A 20,144-nucleotide genomic window follows, 5' to 3' on the forward strand; every position below is an offset into this window, starting at 1 on the left:
TGCGCGACTGAAAGCCGGCTGGCCCGCGCGGGATTCAATGCGGTGTCACAAACCGGTTGCTGGCAACGGTCCATGACGTCCTGGAGCAGCGCTTGAAACCAGCCAGCTCGTTAGCGCCCGGCCGTACCCGGCTGACGCCTGAACCCAACGCCGCACACATCTGGAGTCACCCCCCCTTCATGGGGAAACAGGTTTAATAGTTCATCTTATCTAACTGTTATATATATTTTATTTACCATTAAGTAAATTCGACATGGCCACACTAGCCGCATGAATGTCTGTCAGCGCTTCGCCAGCGCTCCATTCGAACTATATTAAAGCTATGCCTGACGCATGTTTGAGCTGTGTCGAGTTGACGAACGGCCGGTGGCTGAAGGACAACCTTGTTGAGTTACTCTCCTGCGGTCCGGGTGTTTGCGGTTGGGCTTAAAGTAGGCCCCTGGAAAACGAAAACGAACGCTTTGAAAGCTCTGGCGCAAACTATGCGTTCAAACTTCTGTGGGCAGTGCCATATTATGGTTGGTAACGGAATACCCACTTCAATTATCAGGGTGATGATCATGAAACGACGCTGGTTAACGATCACTGTTTGTGTGACTGCGCTTAGCTGGCAGTGGGCAGGGGCGAAAGGTCTACCTCAGGCCCAAACCACCCAGCGTGAAATGGTCGTGACAGCAAATCCGCTGGCAACCGCAGCAGGCGCTAAAATTCTCAAAATGGGCGGGTCCGCGGCCGATGCCATGGTTGCGGTGCAAACAGTGCTCGGTCTGGTCGAGCCTCAATCAACTGGCATTGGCGGCGGGGCGTTCATCGTCTACTTTGATTCCGAAACTGGAACAACCATGACTCTGGATGCCCGCGAGAAGGCCCCCGCGGCCGCGACCGAAGGCTTGTTTCTCGACCCTGACGGGAACCCATTAGGATTTGTGACTGCCTGGCAAAGCGGCCTGTCTGTCGGGGTGCCCGGTGTTCCCCGGATGATGGAGCACATGCATCGGAAATACGGCCGACTGCCCTGGCCGCTGCTGTTTGTGCCCGGCATTGTCCAATCCCTGAAGGGTTTTACCCTGACCCGGCGCACCAGTGACCAAGTCACTGGCTTGCTGGCGCTTAACCCGTCCTGTGAAGACCGACTGACGTTCCGTGACCCGGTCGCGTTCAACTATTTTGTCGACAGTGAGGGCACGACTTGCAGCGCCAAACCCGCGGGCACTAAAATCGTCAACCGAGACTACGCGCAGACCCTGAAGCTCCTCGCTATTCAAGGGACGGATGCTTTCTATACCGGGGCCATGGCGAATGACATTGCCAGCGCTGTCCAAAACGATCTCAATATCCCCGGCACCATGAGCCCATCCGATCTGGCCCACTACGAGGTGATCGAGCGTGAGCCTGTGTGCTTTGTGTACCGCGAGAACAACGTATGCGGCATGGGGCCACCATCGTCAGGCGGGCTGGCTGTCGGCCAGATTCTGGGCCTGATGGCGCATTTTGATCTGTCGGATAAACAGCCACTGGATGAGGACGTCGTGCACTGGTTCAGTCAGGCCATGCGCCTTGCATTCGCCGACCGTAACAAATACGTCGCCGACAGCGATTTTGTCTCGGTACCGTCGGCAGGCATGCTCAACAAAGACTACCTGACTGAGCGCGCGGCCTTGATCGGGCCGAACGATTCCGGCTCCGTGGCGCCGGGCGTGCCCCCGGGTAAGTTCGACCCTTATGGCCCGGACTTTACTGCCAAGACCAGCGGTACCAGTCATGTCGCCATCGTGGACCGCTACGGCAATGCGCTGTCGATGACCACCACAATTGAGAGCTCGTTCGGCAACGGTGTCATGGTGCCTGGTCGCGGTTTCCTGCTGAACAACGAACTGACCGACTTCTCTTTCATACCGACCACGCCCAGTGGTGACCCGGTTGCGAATCGGGTGCAGGCCAACAAACGACCGCGCAGCTCCATGTCGCCCGCCATTGTGTTTGATGACCGCGACCGGGTTGCACTGGTCACCGGTTCGCCGGGCGGGTCCCGAATCATCGGTTACACCGCACAATCCATTATGAACGTGCTCGACTTTGGGCTTGATCCGCAGCAGGCGATCAATGTTCCCCATTACCAGAACCGCAACACCACAACGACAGATCTGGAGATTCCCATTCCAAACGTCACCCTGGACTACGACGTCGATGGTTTAACAACGGCCCTGGAAAACCGGGGCCACATTATCACTCTTATCGAACAGACCAGCGGGCTGTCGTTGATCCGGGTTACCGGTGGACAATTGATTGGAGGCGCCGACCAACGTCGCGACGGCACCATCGGCGGGCGCTGAGGAATTAACGCCCACTCTTCCTATTACCGAACTCAAACGGTCGTCCAGACAGTGGTGCGGGCGTCGGGTTGGGCCTTATTCCTGATTTTGATTCCGCAGGACACTAGGGCGTGGGTCGGCGATGCCTTGGCGCCTAAGACAGCGAGCCAGTCACTCCATGACCGTTTCGATCACGGGACTTATCTGAAGAAGTTCCGTGAATGACAGACTGCGCACCAGGACATTTGCGAACTTACCGGCCACCCCCATTAAAGCCGTCACAGGATGGTCGCCCAGCGCGCCGCTGTGGGCGGAAGCGTCTGGTGCTGCTGACGTCGATCTGATCTAATTAATGCAGAACGTCAGCTTGCTGTCGGCGCTCCGGTTCATGGTTCATGGTTCATGACCACTGGAGGGTCTCATCATGCACAGTCCACTGTATCTCTTCACTCACCCCTCTCACCTTACCTATCAAATTGGCGTTGGGGCACGGCTTCTGGGCCTTAGCCTGATGGCGGGCCTATTGGCTGGTATTGGAGACGGCACTTTCTGTTTCCTGTTGGATGACCAGTTAGGGTTAACCCTGGTCCACCCCAGGCTGGCTGACTTTGGCCCTGGCCTGGTCTTCGGTGTGGTGGCTTTCATCACCTTTCGCGTCGCCGGCCTGCACCCAACCCGAAGCACACTCGTCGCGTTCACAGGCACCCTGGCTGGCATTACCCTTGGATGGATTGTTGCCTACGCGCTCGGCCTGACCGCCCTGCCCATGTCGGGAGTCTCAAAATTGTTTTTCCTGGCGTTTGCCGGGGCTTGTGGCGGCATGACGCTGGCATTGGTTCTCTACCAGTTCTGGCAATGGCCCGCCGGTTTAACGGCAACCCTGCTGGTGCTCGCGGTATCCGGCGCTCTATTTGCCACGGTGCAACCCGCTCTGACGGCCATTATCCGGGATGTGTTCGCAATAACAGAGAACTCACCTCTGCTGTGGCAACGAGTGGTTGGCAATGTGGCATTTTTCAGCCCCTGGCAAGGCATCATGCTGCTGGTTGTGCTGTCGTTGGCGCATCCGGGGCTTAATCGGCGTCTTGCTCCGGCGTAATAAAATAGCGGTTCAGTAAGTTTGGATCGTCAAAATGCCTTCTGCCCAGAAACGCGGTGGCGTGATGCCCCCACTCCCGCATTGCCCCGGCAGAAGGCACCCCCATTGGCCACAGAAGAAATCGTTCGGGCCGCTCAGTGCCCTCTACCAGGCCAGAGGGCGAAAACAATCGGTACCCTGCCGGCGATGGCGTTAGCAGCGATTCATACTCGCGCCATTCATATTCCTGCCCAGCAAACGCCGAATGATCAGCGTCGTGTTCGTCGCCCTGACGCCAGGGCCGGATGCCTACCAAGTAATGCGTTCCGGCGGCGACACTGAGCTCGGGGCGCCTCATTTCATGCGGCAGCGACCTGCCAATCGCGGGTCGCTCTCCGCTGATCTCATCGAGCGGCCGGGGATTCAACTGGCCACGAACCGGAAACCAGAGGTGGAAACACCCACAGGGGTGAATGCTGTCATACAGCATCGGTTTGCCGAGCTCATTCAGCGTTACACGCCATATAAGTCCGTCCAGCTCGCCCGCCAGGATATCCCGGGGCCCACTGGCAGTGCGCCGCGGAAACCAGATCAGGTAAGTGAGCTGAGGCAAGGTAAGCGAGCCCCAACGGGTATAACTCAGTATCCGATAAACCACCGGCTGGGCTTCAAACACCAGACCGTCTTCCCCACGAGCGGGTACGCCGATTTTGTCGTCCTCACCGCGACGTTCCACCAACCAGACTGGCGCAAACGTGGCAAAAAGCCTCGCTCGTTCGTCGGAATTAAAACGGGGAATGGCCAGAGCACTGCGTTGGCGGGCGGCCTCCATAACAGCTGCGAGTTGACCGTCGCTGTATTGAGATTCAAGGTTTGGCTGATAGACAACCTGGGGGAATTGCGGCTGATAATGATCTAACGCCGTCAGAAGTTCATCAAACAGGTTGTCGGTTCGGTACTTTACATAAGGTATTAATAACGGATACAAACCAATGGCACGTTGCCACGTCACATAATCGTCAGGCACGTCAACCGACGAGGCCATTGCCAAAAACGCCGTCCGGTCGACCCTCAGTGTTGCGAGTCCAGCCTCGGCGCACGTGACCAGAGGTGCAAGGTCGGATTCCGGTTTCCCGAGATTGGCCGCTTCCAGATGCCATGCGTGCCGAGCATTCTCCCACGCCACCGCTAACCACTCACTTCGCTGAGCCAAATTCAGTCGATTGAGATCAAAACTGGCGAGGAACCGGTTTACCCTCAGGTACGGAAAGCCTGGCACTGGTGTGGTTTTGGCCTCGAAGGCGCCGGAATCCATGACCTGATGCTGCCAGTCCTGAAGCGTCGACTGACACGCCTGAGCGCCAACAGCGTCCGGCGCTGGCAACCCACGGTAGCCCTGCACAGCGCACCCACCCAGCAATACCAGCAGAACGAGGACCCACCGATTGCCACCAACCCAAAGTGCCATCGCATGCCTCCTAATTACTTACGCCCCGATTATTACTTTAAAACAGTGCCACCCTGGCGACCAGCACATCGAAGCACGCCAAATATCAGGCTAGAGCGACGTTAGCCGCACAATCGGAAGTACCATGCACAATCTGATCGCGGCTGAAAAAAGTGCCAGCAAGGGATTTTGAGGTGGAGAGGGACGCATTGCCTGGTAACGGCTGAAAAGATTTCATTTCTAGGTGTGTACGGCATTCGTTGGCAGCGAATTTTCGGTTGCGAAAATAAACTGACGTACTTTCAATCAAAGGGAAATAATGGAGGCGCGGGTCGGAATCGAACCGGCGTTAACGGAGTTGCAGTCCGCTGCATAACCACTCTGCCACCGCGCCGGGAAAAGTCCGAAGGGAAATTGGGGACTTTTTACTGCGTCTCAGTCGATGTCAATCACCACTGAGGTCTTGCTACTTCCCAATCTCTTCCGTGCAACCGGTTGAGAAATTGGAGCGGGAAACGAGATTCGAACTCGCGACCCCAACCTTGGCAAGGTTGTGCTCTACCACTGAGCTATTCCCGCTTTACTCACATACTTCGTGGCTGTTGCCGTTGAAGTGGCGCATATACTAATGAATCGTGGCTGAGAGTCAACCCTTTTTTTACTTTTCAACCACACGTAACTGTTTGATTATTCTTTAATCAACTGCTTTCTGACTGGTTTTGTCGGCAGATCACTTGGGAACAGGTCTGGCCACGCCGCCTTGAGGTAAAGAAACATCGACCAGAGAGTGAGCACGGACGCAATGTAGAGCAAGACCACGCCCACAAAAGCCCAAACCTCTCCTGGCGGGACTGACAGCAACATCACGATCGCAACCATCTGGGCGGTGGTTTTGATTTTGCCGATATACGAGACCGCCACACTGGCCCGACTGCCGATTTCCGCCATCCACTCACGCAGCGCCGAAATGACGATTTCACGACCGATAATGATTGTTGCCGGCAATGTCAGCAAGATGTTGTGATGCTCTTCGATGAGCACTGTAAGCGCCACAGCGACCATCAACTTGTCAGCAACCGGGTCCAGGAAGGCACCGAAAGGCGTGCTTTGATTAAGTCGCCTTGCGAGATACCCATCAAGCCAGTCTGTGGCAGCTGCAAAGCCAAAGATCCCAGCGCTGACCATGTAACTCCACCCGTAGGGTAGGTAAAAAATCACCACGAATATCGGAATCATGACAATTCGTGACAGGGTCAGGATGTTCGGTAAATTCATGCTCTTATTCATTGTGCAATGCCGCGTAAATAGATTCTGCCAGCGCTTTGCTGATCCCTTTGACCTTGGTGATCTCGTCCACACCGGCCTTCCTGATTTCCTGTATACCACCAAAATACCGGATCAACTCCCGTCGGCGCTTAGCCCCAACTCCCTCTATGCCTTCAAGAGTGGATTGTCGACGCTTTTTATCTCGCCCCTTACGGTGCCCGGTGATGGCGAATCGATGGGACTCATCCCGGATGTGCTGGATCAGGTGCAACCCGGGTGAATCCGCCGGTACCCGAAACATACGGCCGGTTAGTGCATCGATCAACTGCTCCATACCGGCTCGGCGAGTGACGCCTTTGGCGACACCCACCAACGGAATGTCCACAATGTCCAAGCTTTCAAACACTTCTCGAGCGATGTTTAGCTGGCCTTTACCACCGTCAATAAACACCAGGTCAGGTCGCTTACCCTCCCCGGCCATCATCCGCTTGTACCTCCGCGTTAATACCTGTCGCATGGCGCCGTAGTCGTCGCCAGCGGTTTCGCCCTCGATATTGTACAGACGATAATCGCTTTTTAATGGGCCATTTTCATCGAAAACCACACAGGACGCGACCGTATTCTCACCATGGCTGTGGCTGATATCGAAACATTCCATCCGTTTTGGCGTTCCGGGCAACTCCAACAGGTCTTTTAACGCCAGCAAGCGGCGGTACACTGTTTCTTTACTGGCCAAGTGTGTCAACAGTGTCTGCTGGGCGTTTGTCATTGCGAGCTCTAGCCACCGCCGACGCTCACCCCTGACATTCTGACGCACCCGAACCTCACGCTTGGCGGCCTCTGTCAGCGCCGCCGACATCAAGTCCTGCTCATCCACTTCCACCGGGACCAGCACATCACGCGGAATGTCGCGCTGAGCCTGACCACCAAAGTAAAACTGGCCCAGGAAGGCACTTAACAGCTCCCCTTCGGTTTGCTCAATCGTGTAGCGCGGAAAATAGTCTTTGGTCCCCAGCACCCGGCCGCCCCGGACGATAATGACCACAACACACACCACACCGGCATCCTGTGCCATCGCGATGACGTCGGCGTCACCGCCCTCGCCATCCACCGACTGCTGTTCCTGGACATGGCGAAGATAATTAATCTGGTCACGATATTGCCCTGCTTTCTCGAACTGCAAGTCCGTCGCCGCCGTCTCCATTGCCGTCATCAAGTCATTAATGATCGCGGGATTCCGGCCCTCCAGAAACATGGAGGCGTGTCGAATATCTTGCTGGTAGTCCTCCGGCGAGATAAACCCGACACAAGGCGCCGTACAGCGATTGATCTGATACTGCAGGCAAGGTCTATTCCTGTTCCTGAAATAGCTTTCATTACAGGACCTTATGCGGAATATCTTCTGTAATATATTAAGACTTTCCTTGACCGCTCCAGAGCTTGGAAAGGGCCCAAACCAGGTACCCTGACCTTTACGGGTTCGGCCCCGGCGAAAGGTCAATGAAGGATAGTCGTCATGGGAAGACAAATAGATGTAGGGGTAAGATTTATCATCCCGCAGCAAAATGTTGTAAGGCGGCCGCAGAGATTTAATCAGGTTCTGTTCGAGCAGGAGGGCTTCCGTTTCACTGCCGGTAATAGTGACTTCGATGTGGTTAATTTTGGCAACCAACGCCTCGGTCTTCGGCGCAAGACCCGATTTTCGAAAGTAGCTGGCAACGCGCTTTTTAAGATTCCGGGCTTTACCCACATACAACACCGAGCCCTCGGTGTCGTACATACGATACACACCGGGTCGCTCGGTAAGCTGCTTCAGAAAGGTTTTGGTATCAAAGCCCTGTACTGGCTGGTCAGACCTTGTCGGCATCAAGCAACCCAAGTCGTACGGCCATCAGTGCGAGCTCAACGTCGCTGGAGATCTCCAGCTTCTCAAAAATACGGTAACGGTAACTGTTAACCGTTTTGGGGCTGAGACACAGCTTGTCTGAAATATCCTGAACTTTCTGACAATCAACCACCATCATGGCAATTTGCAGTTCTCGCTCTGACAAGCGGTCAAAAACAGATTCGCCGTCAGCATCGCCATTATCCCCCAACTGTTTGAGGGCCATTTTCTGGGCAATTTCAGGGCTGATATAGCGCTGTCCCGAATGCGCCATACGGATCGCCCGGAGCATCTCGCGGATATCGGCACCCTTGGTAATGTAAGCGGAGGCACCGGCCTGCATGACTCGCGTCGGATAGGGGTCATCCGCACAGGCAGTGACAACGATGACGCGAATGCCGTCATCAATTCGCAGGATGCGCCGGGTTGCTTCCAGCCCGCCAATACCTGGCATCCTGATGTCCATCAGCACGATATCGGGCGTCTGTTCCCTGACCATATCAATCGCTTCTTCCCCAGACGCCGCCTGCCCGATCACTTCAATGTCGGGATTATCGGCCAGCATCCGGGTAATACCAGACCTCACCAACTCATGGTCATCGACAACCAGTACCCTTATCAAAATGCACCTCGCCCAAGGCTAATTTAGATTCTAAAAACATCTGAATTGTACCGCTTCGACACCCTCAGCGGTACCAGATTCAAGCATTTCACCTAGCCAAAATCTTCCCGCCCTATCGGGTTAACCGCCAGTCGCAAGGCCGGCTGTGTTTTCGACGGGATCAAACCAGACCTTAAGCTCGCCACGCCTGATCGCCGCTGCCACCTTGCCTCTCTCTGCCAGAGGGGACTCACTTTCGTTCAAACCGTGAAAGCGTGTGCAATACTCGTCAATAAGACCGTCAAGCTGATCCTGCGTCAGCAGTTCGACGTCCACCTCGAACGGTTCCTCTCTGGGGTCTTGCTGCCCCTGCTGGGAGGCTTCGTCTGTCGTCGTCATAACCGGTTACCCAACTGTAATGGACTAGCGCAGGTTAACCGAACCGCCGGGGTTGGTGATACCCCTATTCTTCGCTAACTAATTATTATAGGCGGAGCGTCTCATCACCAGGACACGCATTGAGCCCGATTCACCTCGCAAAGAACACCCAGACCGCATTTAATCCCACAGTAAAACCGGGCCCTGATCCTGTATGCCAGGCCTTGCAACTATATGCCAGGCCTTGCAACTACAGGGTGACTTATTCAAAAGCAGGTAATCGCCACTCATTGACAATGAATCTCGGTAACCCACTGATCCATTGCCTGCTCGGCAGGTGTATTGATCGACCAGGCCAAAGAAAAGCACAATTCGGGCACGGACAAGGGCGAATGTAACGACACCCAGAATCAAAATCTAACAATCAGAGTATGGACTTTTTTGACACCTTTATCGCCATAACCCGCCGCTAATTTGACTAAACTCGATTTAACCGACTTTGAGCGTGACCTCGCGGGCAAGTAATTCTATTCTGGTTCTGTAGAACATGCTCAGGCTGGTAAAGCACATCATGTCGCTACAATGGGAGGGACTGGTCATGGCCCAACAACGTTGGCTAATGAGGATCAACGGTCGAGTTCAAGGCGTCTATTATCGGGCATCCGCCAAATATAAGGCCGCAGACCTGGGGGTCACCGGTTATGCCAAGAACTTGTCCGACGGCAGAGTAGAGGTCGTTGCCGAGGGCGAGGAAGCGGCGCTGAATGAGATGCTTGAGTGGTGCTGGCAAGGGCCACCCAATGCCGAGGTGACTAACATTGAATGCGAAAAAGCAGCGGCTACGCCCTACTACGACAACTTCCAGATTTTCAACTCATAACGCCCAGAATACATTTTAAACTCGCCGCTAGACCTGAGCCCACACGGCCCACATCTGTTGCCGACCAACCAAGGGCGCTAGACCCTAAGCACTGTAACAAGCCCAAAAACCCTCAGAATATGGCCAGCCCCCTGCCCGCCACTTGCTCCGTGGCAGCAAAAAACTAACGCAGCCAAGTCATTGGGAGTTGCCAAAACCCATGAAAACCATTAGAGTTTGCGCCCTCAGATCGGCACGCCGGTTTGAAAAGTTTATTGGAGAGGTGGCCGAGTGGCTGAAGGCGCACGCCTGGAAAGTGTGTATACGTTAATAGCGTATCGAGGGTTCGAATCCCTCTCTCTCCGCCAATACAAAGCCCGGCCCTGTGCCGGGTTTTTTATTGACTGAACAAGGCGATGAGAACCCTCGGGTTCGACCGCAGCAGGCTATGACTGCGAAGGAACGTCGGAGCAATGCGACGACTAATATCTCTGCAACCCGACTCTGGGAGCGGTAAAAAACCTTCTTCACGTGTCTACCGTCTCCGAAGCGCCTGAACTAAAAAACTTACTGACGGGTGTCGCCGATATTGGGCGGGATAGAAAATAGCCCTGAACTTCACCACAACCTTGCTCGCGAGAATATTCCAAGGTGTCCACCTCCATCACTTTTTGACCTAATTTGACGACGAAGCCTCAGTTAACGTCGTTTTTCCGTGCCACAATTGTTGATCGGAAATTCAAGGAAGGCATTGCAATCATTGCGATGTGAATAACCAACATAGGATATGTTGCCCATGAGACACCTCACATTACCCATGCCATACCCACGCCTGGCCCGCCTTCACAGCCCGGCCTTATCAGTACGACTGACCAACGTAACCGTGGATTGCCTTTGTCGCTTCGATGAGTTTTCTCACCGGAAGCCCGCATGCCAAAATCACCACTGACTTTCAATCTCGCTCACTACACTTTGTTTTCAGTAGCCCTGCTGCTGTGCACTGTTTTGGGCTCAATAGAGGTTAACGCGGGTATGTTTGGATTTTTTAAGCAATACAACGTCCATTTGTCTCCGGAGGTCAAAGGCCGAATTACGATTAATGGGACATCAATACCCGATATAGAAATAGAACGAATTCTTGACTATGACCAGGAATACATCGAAACCACGCGCACCGACCAACATGGCAGATTCTACTTTCCAGCAAAGAACATTAAATCCAGCAGACCAGGGAAGTTGCTGGACGAAAGTAGAATCCGTCAGGTAATCGGTCTGAGTTATCAAGGTCAAAGATATTTGCTCTGGTATACAACAACAAGCAGCCTTGTTGCAGAACAGGTACTTGTCGAAAAACTCAATAATTTATCCTGTGATTTAGCCAACCCTGAAAAAAGGCATGAGTTTAGAATTCATGAAAATCCATCGTTTTATCACGTTATCTTGAGTATTTGCCGTTGGTAAAGGGAACACGCCAACATAGAAACCCAATAAAAGGATTTTTATAGTGACTGCCATTTCACCTCGTATCGCAGCCGAGCTCGCAGATCTTGTGTATCAAATAAAACGCCCGACCAAATCTGGAGATTTTCGGATTGATTCTAGCCCCGATGTCTATCGAAGCTTTACTTTTGATTTATCGGAAGGACCCGTTTCTGGGAGTTCAGGCGGTTTTCTCGGGCTGTTTCAAAAAACCACTGGTTTCGCCATGATTGGCCGAGGAAAAGGGTTTTATGAAGGACACATCGTAGTTGCAATCCGAGGTACTCACAGCAGTCACGATTGGCTAACCAACGGGAATGTAGGGCTTTCTGTTGGACTCAGTGGATCGTCAGTGCATTCTGGGTTTAATGATACTTTTGAAAGCATGAGGCCCGTACTCGATCGAGTACTTACTCCACACATTCGCGGCTCAAAATTCAAGCCAATTCACTGCGTTGGCCACAGCCTGGGAGGGGCGCTGGCCTCACTGACTGCAGATTGGATCAGAATACGATTCGACAGGCCTGTCAATCTGTACACTTTTGGAGCTCCCAGAGTGGGTTTGAGCGGTTTTGCGAGAAAAACTTCGTTCGGCGTAGACCGAATATATCGGTGCACCCACGGCGCAGACCCTGTGCCCAAAGTCCCATTATGGCCATTTATTCACGCACCATTAGACGGCTCTGAATATCGATTGGACAATGACCGCGGTATTAGTATTGCGGCTCACAGCATGAATAGGAACAGCACCCCCGGCTACCGCAATACAGCCAACAGCGATGACGGGCAAACCCTGCAAAAGATGTCTCAAGGGTTCCTCAACAGCCCCGTCAGACTGAGTTACCAGAACCGTCACCAGGCGTCTTTTTCAGGCTACTGGGCCGACAAAATCAGCGCGGCGTTAATCACACTGTTAAAAGATGCCGGGTATTATTCGGCAATTATTGCCCAGGCTGGCATCGGGACCACCCTTACCTTTTATGACCTGGTCGCCCGTACTTTAGAGGATATTGCAAAGGCATCCACTCGTTTTGCTGAACAGACCGCGGGGTTGCTGGGACACATGCTGGTGTTTGCAGGCAAGGTGGCTGTGCAAGTGGTCAACCTTACGTATCAGTTTATCAAATGGGTTTTCGACCAAACGACCAGCGAGCTCTACCGCTCCGTCAAGCAAGCCCTTGACCGCAATTAACGGCCCACTTGCCGTCAACAGCATCAGGTGAACGGAAGAGGTTACGGGCTTAGCCGGCGAATCAGCTTGGCCCGGCCGCCTGGAACGGCATGATGTCTGAATTCAGGCGCGCACAGTAAGATTCAACCGCATTGCTTATGAATCTGAATCGCCCGTTTTTGCCATAATGCTATTTTTTACGGTAGATGATACCTGGCTGACACTGGACCATCTCATAGAGGTGGGATAGCCCGTTCAACGACTCGGATGCACCAAGTATCAGGTAGCCCCCGGGGTTCAACGTCGCATGGATACGGGTAAGAATGTCTTTTTTGAGCTCTGCCGAAAAGTAAATCAACACGTTTCTGCAGAAAACCACATCAAAGTTGCCCAGCATGTAGCGCTCAAGCAAATTGAGCTCCTTGAAATCAACCATGCGTTTTATGTGCGGTTTTATCTGCCACCCACCATTCATCGATTGGGCAAAAAAACTTTTCTGACGCTCCGGCGACAGGCCACGCCCAATCGCCAGCATTTCATATTCACCACTGCGGGCAACCTCAAGTACGCTCTTGGAAATATCCGTCGCGGTAATCTTTACATCCGCTTTGAGCTTACCCGGTTTGACCCGCCTATATTCATCCACTGCCATCCCAATCGAGTAGGGTTCCTGCCCGGTTGAACAGGCTGCTGACCAGAATCGAATGGGCTGCAGTTGGCGGCGCTCGGCAAGCTCTGGCAACAACTTATCATTCAGAATTCGAAATGGATGAATGTCACGAAACCAGAGCGTTTCGTTGGTGGTCATGGCGTCCACCACAATCTCCCGCAAAGAACTTCTCCCTGGGCGTTTCAGCCGTTCGAGCAAATCACCAAGACTGGACATCTGGTTATCCTCAAGAATCCGCCTCAATCTGCTTTTCACCAGATACTGTTTATTCTCACCCAGCAAAATGCCACACGCATCTTGCAGGAATGACTTGAAGGCTTCGTATTCCTGAAGTGTAATCTCTGATTTCATTGGATCTCTAAAGTTTTAGGCTTTGAAAAAAGCGGCCATTACGCCTGATCAAGAATATCCATGACCCGCTCTGCCAGCTCGTCTGGGCTGAACTTCGCCATGAAATCATTGGCACCGACTTTCTGAACCATGGCCTTGTTGAAGACACCACTCAGCGACGTATGCAACATGATGTACAGCGGTTCAATATTGCTGTCACTCTTGCATCTGGTGACCAGCGTGTAACCATCCATTTCTGGCATTTCCACGTCTGAGATCATCATTGAAATATGATCCGTGGCCTTGGAGCCATCCGCGGTCAGCTCTTTTAAAAAATCCAGGGCTTGTTTGCCATCGTTTTTCGTTATGACATCCATGCCTATCGCGGAAATGCAGCGCTCAATTTGACGACGAGCAACGGCGGAGTCGTCGACAACCAGAATTGGCAACGTACTGCCTCGGTCTTTTTCTTCGTTCCGGCTCAGCACCTTTTCAGTTACGCTATCTTCGAGCGGTGATACCTCCGAAAGTATCTTTTCCACATCAATGATTTCAATAAGTTTATCGTCAAGTTTCGTGACTGCCGTAAGATAAATGTCTTTTCCGGCTCCTTTTGGAGGAGGGAGAATATCCTCCCAATTCATATTGACGATGCGGTCGACACCGGTAACCAGGAAGCCCTGAGTCTTCCGATTGTACTCAGTAATGATCACAAAGCTATTTGGCACCTCTTCGGCCGGAATCGGCGGCACTCGAATAGCCATCCCTAAATCAATAATCGGAATCGTTTCACCACGAATATGGGCAACGCCGCGAACGACCGGCCGGCTGTTGGGCAGCGAGGACAGTCGCGGGCACTGCAATACCTCTTTCACCTTGAATACGTTGATGCCATATATCTGGCGCCCCCGCAGACGAAAAAGCAAAAGCTCCAGCCGGTTTTGCCCCACCAACTGCGTTCGCTGATTTACGCTGTCCAGTACGCCTGCCATTATCAACTTACTCCCAAATCGCGCCGATAACCGATGTTCGGCATATATCTTGCGTGCAACCTACACACAAAGCAGTGACTCCCTATATATCGGCAGAAATTCAACAATATTGAGTATCAGCAGCCGTTATTTTACTGGGTGTCGCTGACATTAAATCAAAGCATAGGACAAACAACAGCATATGCGCATCCTCATTTTGATTGGTTTAGCCACTGCGGCAGTTTCAGCCTGGGCCGGCCCCAGCGAAGAGGTCGCACCTGGGCAGGTAGTGCAGGCTGCAACGGAGTTTCTTGATCAATTTGCCAAGCAGAGGTCAGCCGAGGGCTTCAAGGTCCGCTACGAGCTAGGCAGTCTTGATTCACGATTGACACTGGCTCCCTGTGAAAAGGGCCCCAACGTGGTTTTCAACGGCGATCCCTGGCGCTCGACTCACCCTCGCCTGACGGTTTCCTGTGAGGGCGAACGTCCCTGGAAGCTTTACTTATCCAGCTTGCTCACCATCGAGGGCGACGCCTTGGTAGCCGCCAGACCTCTTGGTCGCGGCGATCGAATTCGGGATGAAATGATTGCCACCCGCAAAGTGGTCATCAATGAAGTGCGCCGAGGCGCCATTACGACTCGCAGCGAATTGATTGGAATGGAAATAAACCGGCCCATAAATTCAGACACGGTCTTTACGCCGGACTTGGTCTCGGCACCGGATGCAGTCGCTCGTGGTGATCATGTTATTATTACCGCAAAATCGGGCAGTTTTTCAGTTCAATCAAGAGGTAAGGCACTGAACAGTGGTCGGATTGGTGACCAGGTATTGATTCAGAACCTGGCCTCCTCCAGAACGGTTCGTGCGGTGATCATGGCACCTGGACGCGTAAGGATTCCGATGTGAGATTGCGGGCTCTGACCCGTCGCGAACCGGAAGCGGCAGCGAATTATCAGTGCCAGAATTTGCCGGTCACCGGCCAGAAATTGCCGCCTTACAAAGTAGTAATGAATAAAGCGCAAAAACAATTCAAGAATGTGGCAGGTAAGCCGATAGACAATTAATCTTTCACGTTGCCGCTACTTATAGGGCACCCAGTAAGCAAGCAGGTATCGTTATGGCAGTTGACTTAAATGGAATCGGCCGTGGCCAGGTCAACACTCAGAAAACCTCGACTGAGAAGTCACCAGCACAATCTACGCAGCAGGCAGCACCGGAGCCGTCAAAAGCTCAGGCCACTCGCGGGGACAGTGTAAGCCTCAGTTCCCAGGCAAAGAATTTGAAGCAGCTGGAGCAGGGACTGGATAGCTTTCCAGAAATGGACGATGAACGAATCGAAGCGATCAAAGCTGCCCTGGCCGACGGTTCATACAAAATAGATGCTGAGAAGCTGGCCCAGAAAATGCTTGATATGGATCAAAGCATTTTCGGATGAGTGAATCATGGCCGCAATCGATGAATTAAAGCAATTGCTGATAGATGATGCAGGGGATCTGGATCAATTGGCTGATTTGTTAAAAGAAGAAAAGTTGATGCTCAAGGGTTCCGATATTCGTGCCGTTGAGACTTTGACACAACACAAAAACGTTATCCTGGAACGAGTTCGGGAACGGGCGAAGCAAAAAATTCATCGCTTGGTGGCCATGGGCTACCGCCCTCAGAATGGGGAACCATCACGGTTTATTCGAAGTGCTGGCATGGCAGAGCTGACAACCTTGTGGCTATCAGCAGAGCAGCGGCTCAAAACCTGCCATCAACTCAATACCATTAACAGTCGAGTGGTGAGTCACCTGCAGAAGCGGCTGTCCATATTGTCCGACATTTTTAGGGGCTCTGCTGGCCAGGCCAAACTCTACGGAGCTAAAGGTCAACAAACGAACCTTGGACAACGGAATATTCTGGCAAGCGCCTAACCTTCCGCACCAAGCGATGAAAAAGCCAGTATGCGAATCGCATGCTGGCTTTTTCGTTTTCGCCTGACACACATCGACTAGCGAGTGGAGATCGTCATACTGGAGTCAGGGTGAAAACGAATATCGTGGAAACTGATATTGCCCATAGGCGCTCCCTGTCCAGCCTGTACCCGAATATTGTCCATGCGGATTGCTTCAATGCGGTCCGGCAATGCGAATTTAAGCCCACCATTTTCAAGAAGCTCAAATCGCAGCTTGCTCTTACTGTAGTGAACACCCGACACAGTAACGTCCGATTCCAGGAAACCTAAAACCGGGGAAAAAGTATCCGCAACCAGCTTTAGCCCCTCTAAAACATCCGCATCCTCTAACAACTCCCCTCTCGCTTGACTATTACGAGCATCCATTGCCATGCGATCAACCACAGCAATGCGGTCCAGGAACGCATCCGAACCTTGCGCGGAAATTTTTGCCATGTCCCCATCCGTCATGGGGGTAAGCCCTACCTGCCCTTCTCTTTCGTACAATTGGCTGGCGTCGGATGAACGCTCGGTCGTGGGCGCGCTGGTTGAAGCAAAAGAAAGCAAAGGCTGGAACGGCAGCGCTACAACCGCAACCAAGGCAGCCGCGCCGCGATAACGTGACTGATGCTTGAGTACACGGTCCCGTTCTTTCTCAGATACCCACCCTGCCTGGACGAGCACTTCACCAAGCCTTTGCCCTGTCTCACGTTGCAAGGCCAGACCCTGCTCCAACTGGGATTCGGTGAGGTATCCCCGATTAACCAATAGACGCCCGAGGCAAGATTTTTCCTGATGACCCTGACTGATATTCACTGTTTTTCTCCACTGATTAACAGCAATTTCACCGCACTTCGCCGACCGGCGCATGATTCAACTTATTGTCAATCATGGCGTGTCCGCCGCCAGGGTGTACAGAAACGGTTCGCGCTATTCCGTAACATCCGATTGCAGGACAATTCCTAACAGAATTGAAAGCCCGCTAGGTTACGATGTATGTCAAACTACGCTTTGTATGTAATGCTAGGCGACGCCGCTGTGCTTGTCGGTTACCGGGCACATCGACCGGGCCAGACGTTGAGGCACGAGGCCCAGCATCCACCGTGACTGAGCAGGCATCAATCACCGAATGACACTATGAGGCAAATGCTTTGAAGACCCGCAAAACGCACAATGACGTAAAACATCGCCAAACTGTGACCAACCTTATTCTTGCAGGCTTGGTGAGTTTACTATTTACATCCAGTGCCATCGCCGACAACACCACACCAGTAACCGACGCATCTCTCCCGAAAGTCGCAATTCTGACGACTGAAGGCGAAATGGAACTGCTTCTGCGGCCAGACTTGGCGCCGGAAACCGTAAAGAACTTCCTGGCGTACGTTGATGCCGGCTTTTACGATGGCACGGTCTTCCATCGGGTCATTCCCGGCTTCATGATTCAAGGCGGTGGTTATGACCGCCGACTCTCCAAAAAACAGACCGGCGCCCCCGTAAAAAACGAAGCAAAGCCGACCGCCAAAAACCTGAGAGGCTCCGTCGCCATGGCACGGACTTCCGATCCGGATTCAGCCACCTCCCAGTTCTTTATTAATATCGTTGATAACGCCTTTTTAAACGCTGGCGTCAGGGGCCCTGGATATACCGTATTTGGCAAAATCTCAGCCGGAATGGGTGTGGTGGATGCCATTGCCAATCAGGCGACAACTCGGCAAAAAGGGATGGCGGACGTGCCAGTCGAATCCGTTGTTATAAAAAGCATCCGTCGACTGGACGAGTGACTCCATGCAAACGACAGAGGCCAGCACCCCACCCGCTGTCAGCCCAGCCGATATAAAGTGGCAGAACGGACACCCGGTATCTGAAGGTTTTGGCGATATTTATCTGAGCCACGGAGACGGGCTGGTTGAAGCCCGGCAAATCTTTCTGACTCAAAACAATATCTCGAGACGATTTCAAACCGTTGGAGCCGGTGAATCATGCGTTATTGCGGAGGCAGGCTTTGGCATTGGATTGAATTTTCTGGCGGCATGGCAAGCGTGGCAGCAAACGCGTACCCCCGAGGGGGCCGTGTTGCATTTCATTTCCACTGAACGTTACCCCGTCAGCCACCAGGACCTGAGTCTGATCCTATGCCGGTGGCCTGAACTCCAGCCGCTCGTCGACCAGCTACTCGCCCACTATCCGCCCGCGGTTTCGGGCTTACATCGCCGACAATTCGATGGTGGGCAGGTCAGACTGACACTTTATTTCGGTGATACCCTACCGGCGTTGGATGACATGGTCTTCCGAGCGGATGCGTGGTTTCTAACTGGCCGTGCAGCTGTCCAAAACCACGGCTGGTGGGGCCCGGAACTTGCCGACACCCTGTCGCTTCACAGCAATAAGGGTTGCACCCTGGTGGCAGACTCTTTACCGGCGGCCGATACATTGGCCGCACTGGCAAGCGCCGGGTTTGAAACCCAGCCGACTTCGTCGCATCAGAAGGCAACTGGGACACTCGTGGCAGACTGGCGTCCACGCCAGCAAGGGAGCGCGGATGAAGCCGCTCCACCGTCCAGATCAGTGACCGTCATAGGCGCAGGTGTCGGTGGCTCGCTATTGGCACGAAATCTGGCTGAACGAGGCTGGAGCGTTACAGTCCTGGATCGCGCTAATTCTCCGGGGAGCGGCGCCTCTGGCAACAGTCAGGGAGCGCTCTACGTCAAACTTGGCGTAGATTTCAACCATCAAACCAAGCTCGCTCTTTCATCGCTGCTCTACAGTCAACATTTCTACACCGAGCATGCCTCCACAGACTGGCATCAGACTGGCTTGTTGCAATTGGCCTGGAATCCACAGGAAGCGGACCGCCAGGCACGGTTTTGTGAACGCAATAACTACCCCGAATGTGTTGTCAGACCCGTCGACTGCCAGGAAGCAGGCGTACTGACCGGTAGTCAGGTTAAGTCTGGCGGACTTTGGTTTGAAGGCGGCGGTTGGCTGCAGCCCAAAGCCCTGTGTCAGCAAATGCTGAACCACCCGAATATTCAATGTCACTTTGGGTTTCAGGTCACTCGCATCATGCCCTGCAACGGGCGCTGGCATATTTCCGGACAGGACAGTCCGGAATGGGCGTGCGAGCGACTGGTGTTGTGTGCAGGTGATCAGACACCGGTGATATTGTCGGCGTTCGCGGATTTTCGCTTCAAAAGAATACGTGGCCAAGTCACACAATTACCGGCGTTCAGTTTGCAGTCGCCAAAGGCGGTTGTCTGTGGACCCTGCTACGTCAACCCAGCTCACGCCGGATACAGTTTAACGGGTGCGAGCTTTGACCTGCACGACCCTTGCCCGGACATCAAACTGAAAAGCCACGCCGACAACCTTGATCAGCTTGAGTCCATACTTCCCGACATCTGGACAACGGAGAAACCTTGTCCCGAGTCGTTGGATGGTCGTGTTGCTTTTCGTTGCACCACCCACGACTACCAACCAGCGGTGGGCGCATTGACCGACCAGGGAGGTCAGACTCTGGAAGGCATAGATATGCTGACGGGCCTTGGCAGTAAAGGGCTCACCTACGCCCCTCTACTGGCGGAATACCTGGCCGACGAAATTAGCGGCCAGCCGCGAGCATTACCCAGGTCACTCATTACCCGACTGCTTCCAGATCGCTGCCGGGTACCGGCACAAAGGCAAAGCGCGTAATCTCGAGTAAAATAGTTAAGTTTTTGGGTTGAAGGCCGATAACACAAGTACACCTGTGTAAGATGGAAAGTCT

The 20,144-nt window shown here is 53.2% G+C and carries 18 protein-coding genes, 3 tRNA genes and 1 pseudogene; 12 read left to right on the forward strand and 10 right to left on the reverse strand.

The genetic code is table 11. The annotated features are described in order from the left end of the window. The first annotated feature begins 560 nt into the window (after nucleotides 1-560). Together ggt and GRX64_RS02685 are read left to right on the forward strand one after the other, a co-directional pair. Entirely contained in the window at nucleotides 561-2,333 is a 1,773-nt protein-coding gene (gene ggt / locus GRX64_RS02680; RefSeq protein ID WP_166263654.1) for a gamma-glutamyltransferase, read from the forward strand. A gap of 403 nt (nucleotides 2,334-2,736) precedes the next feature. After that, the gene (locus GRX64_RS02685; protein ID WP_166263655.1) at nucleotides 2,737-3,411 is read left to right on the forward strand and encodes a hypothetical protein; all 675 of its coding nucleotides are present in this window, start codon (nucleotides 2,737-2,739) and stop codon (nucleotides 3,409-3,411) included. Here the strand turns inward: GRX64_RS02685 and GRX64_RS02690 are convergent. The 7 genes from GRX64_RS02690 to GRX64_RS02720 form a co-directional block, all read right to left on the reverse strand. Further along, entirely contained in the window at nucleotides 3,386-4,858 is a 1,473-nt protein-coding gene (locus GRX64_RS02690) for a hypothetical protein (RefSeq protein ID WP_166263656.1), read from the reverse strand. The two genes, GRX64_RS02685 and GRX64_RS02690, sit on opposite strands and share 26 nt — an antisense overlap. A 299-nt stretch (nucleotides 4,859-5,157) precedes the next feature. Further along, nucleotides 5,158-5,231, reverse strand: a tRNA-Cys gene (locus GRX64_RS02695). 110 nt (nucleotides 5,232-5,341) lie between these two features. Continuing rightward, nucleotides 5,342-5,416: transfer RNA gene (locus GRX64_RS02700), tRNA-Gly, on the reverse strand. Between the two features lie 108 nt (nucleotides 5,417-5,524). Continuing rightward, on the reverse strand, nucleotides 5,525-6,112 hold the full coding sequence (pgsA, locus tag GRX64_RS02705) for a CDP-diacylglycerol--glycerol-3-phosphate 3-phosphatidyltransferase (protein ID WP_166263657.1): 588 nt from the start codon (nucleotides 6,110-6,112) through the stop codon (nucleotides 5,525-5,527). Nucleotides 6,113-6,116: 4 nt separating this feature from the next. Next, nucleotides 6,117-7,970: an excinuclease ABC subunit UvrC gene (uvrC, locus tag GRX64_RS02710; protein ID WP_166263658.1), complete on the reverse strand. Its 1,854-nt coding sequence runs from the start codon at nucleotides 7,968-7,970 to the stop codon at nucleotides 6,117-6,119. Then, nucleotides 7,954-8,610, reverse strand: a complete 657-nt coding sequence (gene uvrY / locus GRX64_RS02715; RefSeq protein ID WP_166263659.1) for a UvrY/SirA/GacA family response regulator transcription factor — start codon at nucleotides 8,608-8,610, stop codon at nucleotides 7,954-7,956. Before uvrY ends, uvrC begins: the two co-directional genes overlap by 17 nt. 120 nt (nucleotides 8,611-8,730) lie before the next feature. After that, a complete protein-coding gene (locus tag GRX64_RS02720) occupies nucleotides 8,731-8,988 on the reverse strand; it encodes a YheU family protein (RefSeq protein ID WP_166263660.1) in 258 nt (85 codons plus the stop codon). Between the two features lie 577 nt (nucleotides 8,989-9,565). On the opposite strand from GRX64_RS02720, the gene GRX64_RS02725 reads away from it, so the two are divergent. From GRX64_RS02725 to GRX64_RS02740, 4 genes are all read left to right on the forward strand, one after another. Next, entirely contained in the window at nucleotides 9,566-9,847 is a 282-nt protein-coding gene (locus tag GRX64_RS02725; protein ID WP_166263661.1) for an acylphosphatase, read from the forward strand. A gap of 256 nt (nucleotides 9,848-10,103) precedes the next feature. After that, nucleotides 10,104-10,194: transfer RNA gene (locus tag GRX64_RS02730), tRNA-Ser, on the forward strand. A 562-nt stretch (nucleotides 10,195-10,756) separates the two neighbouring features. Beyond that, on the forward strand, nucleotides 10,757-11,287 hold the full coding sequence (locus GRX64_RS02735) for a DUF6795 domain-containing protein (RefSeq protein ID WP_235937494.1): 531 nt from the start codon (nucleotides 10,757-10,759) through the stop codon (nucleotides 11,285-11,287). A 43-nt stretch (nucleotides 11,288-11,330) separates the two neighbouring features. Further along, nucleotides 11,331-12,497, forward strand: coding sequence for a lipase family protein (locus tag GRX64_RS02740; RefSeq protein WP_166263662.1), 1,167 nt, complete (start codon nucleotides 11,331-11,333; stop codon nucleotides 12,495-12,497). 169 nt (nucleotides 12,498-12,666) lie between these two features. Here GRX64_RS02740 and GRX64_RS02745 read toward each other — a convergent pair whose 3' ends face one another. Further along, nucleotides 12,667-13,497 (reverse strand): CheR family methyltransferase, encoded by an 831-nt coding sequence (locus tag GRX64_RS02745; RefSeq protein ID WP_166263663.1) that lies wholly within the window; start codon nucleotides 13,495-13,497, stop codon nucleotides 12,667-12,669. Between the two features lie 38 nt (nucleotides 13,498-13,535). Continuing rightward, nucleotides 13,536-14,468 (reverse strand): chemotaxis protein, encoded by a 933-nt coding sequence (locus tag GRX64_RS02750; protein WP_166263664.1) that lies wholly within the window; start codon nucleotides 14,466-14,468, stop codon nucleotides 13,536-13,538. A gap of 181 nt (nucleotides 14,469-14,649) precedes the next feature. Between GRX64_RS02750 and flgA the strand changes: the two genes are divergently transcribed. The 4 genes from flgA to GRX64_RS02770 are packed head-to-tail and all read left to right on the forward strand — an operon-like array spanning nucleotide 14,650 to nucleotide 16,361. Continuing rightward, complete coding sequence (gene flgA / locus GRX64_RS02755) at nucleotides 14,650-15,354, forward strand: flagellar basal body P-ring formation chaperone FlgA (RefSeq protein WP_166263665.1); 705 nt, start codon at nucleotides 14,650-14,652, stop codon at nucleotides 15,352-15,354. After that, the gene (locus GRX64_RS02760; RefSeq protein ID WP_166263666.1) at nucleotides 15,351-15,512 is read left to right on the forward strand and encodes a hypothetical protein; all 162 of its coding nucleotides are present in this window, start codon (nucleotides 15,351-15,353) and stop codon (nucleotides 15,510-15,512) included. Before flgA ends, GRX64_RS02760 begins: the two co-directional genes overlap by 4 nt. A 53-nt stretch (nucleotides 15,513-15,565) precedes the next feature. After that, entirely contained in the window at nucleotides 15,566-15,883 is a 318-nt protein-coding gene (flgM, locus tag GRX64_RS02765; RefSeq protein WP_166263667.1) for a flagellar biosynthesis anti-sigma factor FlgM, read from the forward strand. A gap of 7 nt (nucleotides 15,884-15,890) precedes the next feature. Continuing rightward, nucleotides 15,891-16,361, forward strand: coding sequence for a flagella synthesis protein FlgN (locus GRX64_RS02770; protein ID WP_166263668.1), 471 nt, complete (start codon nucleotides 15,891-15,893; stop codon nucleotides 16,359-16,361). Nucleotides 16,362-17,065: 704 nt separating this feature from the next. Here GRX64_RS02770 and GRX64_RS19815 read toward each other — a convergent pair. Next, nucleotides 17,066-17,251, reverse strand: a pseudogene (locus GRX64_RS19815) (cyclic di-GMP-binding domain-containing protein, MshE-related); the annotation flags it as partial. A 326-nt stretch (nucleotides 17,252-17,577) separates the two neighbouring features. On the opposite strand from GRX64_RS19815, the gene GRX64_RS02780 reads away from it, so the two are divergent. Both GRX64_RS02780 and mnmC1 read left to right on the forward strand, forming a co-directional pair. Further along, nucleotides 17,578-18,162, forward strand: coding sequence for a peptidylprolyl isomerase (locus tag GRX64_RS02780; protein WP_166263809.1), 585 nt, complete (start codon nucleotides 17,578-17,580; stop codon nucleotides 18,160-18,162). A gap of 4 nt (nucleotides 18,163-18,166) precedes the next feature. Further along, nucleotides 18,167-20,071: an FAD-dependent 5-carboxymethylaminomethyl-2-thiouridine(34) oxidoreductase MnmC1 gene (gene mnmC1, locus GRX64_RS02785; protein ID WP_166263670.1), complete on the forward strand. Its 1,905-nt coding sequence runs from the start codon at nucleotides 18,167-18,169 to the stop codon at nucleotides 20,069-20,071. Nucleotides 20,072-20,144: the final 73 nt, after the last annotated feature.

Source organism: Marinobacter caseinilyticus (assembly GCF_011074955.1).
Lineage (GTDB): Bacteria > Pseudomonadota > Gammaproteobacteria > Pseudomonadales > Oleiphilaceae > Marinobacter > Marinobacter caseinilyticus.

What these genes read in the sequence shown, in the direction of transcription:
- mnmC1 (WP_166263670.1), top strand. Translation starts at nt 18,167, where the DNA reads ATGCAAACGACAGAGGCCAGCACCCCACCCGCTGTCAGCCCAGCCGAT.
- flgA (WP_166263665.1), top strand. Translation starts at nt 14,650, where the DNA reads ATGCGCATCCTCATTTTGATTGGTTTAGCCACTGCGGCAGTTTCAGCC.
- GRX64_RS02685 (WP_166263655.1), top strand. Translation starts at nt 2,737, where the DNA reads ATGCACAGTCCACTGTATCTCTTCACTCACCCCTCTCACCTTACCTAT.
- GRX64_RS02690 (WP_166263656.1), bottom strand. Translation starts at nt 4,858, where the DNA reads ATGGCACTTTGGGTTGGTGGCAATCGGTGGGTCCTCGTTCTGCTGGTA.
- pgsA (WP_166263657.1), bottom strand. Translation starts at nt 6,112, where the DNA reads ATGAATTTACCGAACATCCTGACCCTGTCACGAATTGTCATGATTCCG.
- uvrC (WP_166263658.1), bottom strand. Translation starts at nt 7,970, where the DNA reads ATGCCGACAAGGTCTGACCAGCCAGTACAGGGCTTTGATACCAAAACC.
- GRX64_RS02720 (WP_166263660.1), bottom strand. Translation starts at nt 8,988, where the DNA reads ATGACGACGACAGACGAAGCCTCCCAGCAGGGGCAGCAAGACCCCAGA.
- flgM (WP_166263667.1), top strand. Translation starts at nt 15,566, where the DNA reads ATGGCAGTTGACTTAAATGGAATCGGCCGTGGCCAGGTCAACACTCAG.
- GRX64_RS02735 (WP_235937494.1), top strand. Translation starts at nt 10,757, where the DNA reads ATGCCAAAATCACCACTGACTTTCAATCTCGCTCACTACACTTTGTTT.
- GRX64_RS02725 (WP_166263661.1), top strand. Translation starts at nt 9,566, where the DNA reads ATGGCCCAACAACGTTGGCTAATGAGGATCAACGGTCGAGTTCAAGGC.
- GRX64_RS02750 (WP_166263664.1), bottom strand. Translation starts at nt 14,468, where the DNA reads ATGGCAGGCGTACTGGACAGCGTAAATCAGCGAACGCAGTTGGTGGGG.
- ggt (WP_166263654.1), top strand. Translation starts at nt 561, where the DNA reads ATGAAACGACGCTGGTTAACGATCACTGTTTGTGTGACTGCGCTTAGC.
- GRX64_RS02745 (WP_166263663.1), bottom strand. Translation starts at nt 13,497, where the DNA reads ATGAAATCAGAGATTACACTTCAGGAATACGAAGCCTTCAAGTCATTC.
- GRX64_RS02770 (WP_166263668.1), top strand. Translation starts at nt 15,891, where the DNA reads ATGGCCGCAATCGATGAATTAAAGCAATTGCTGATAGATGATGCAGGG.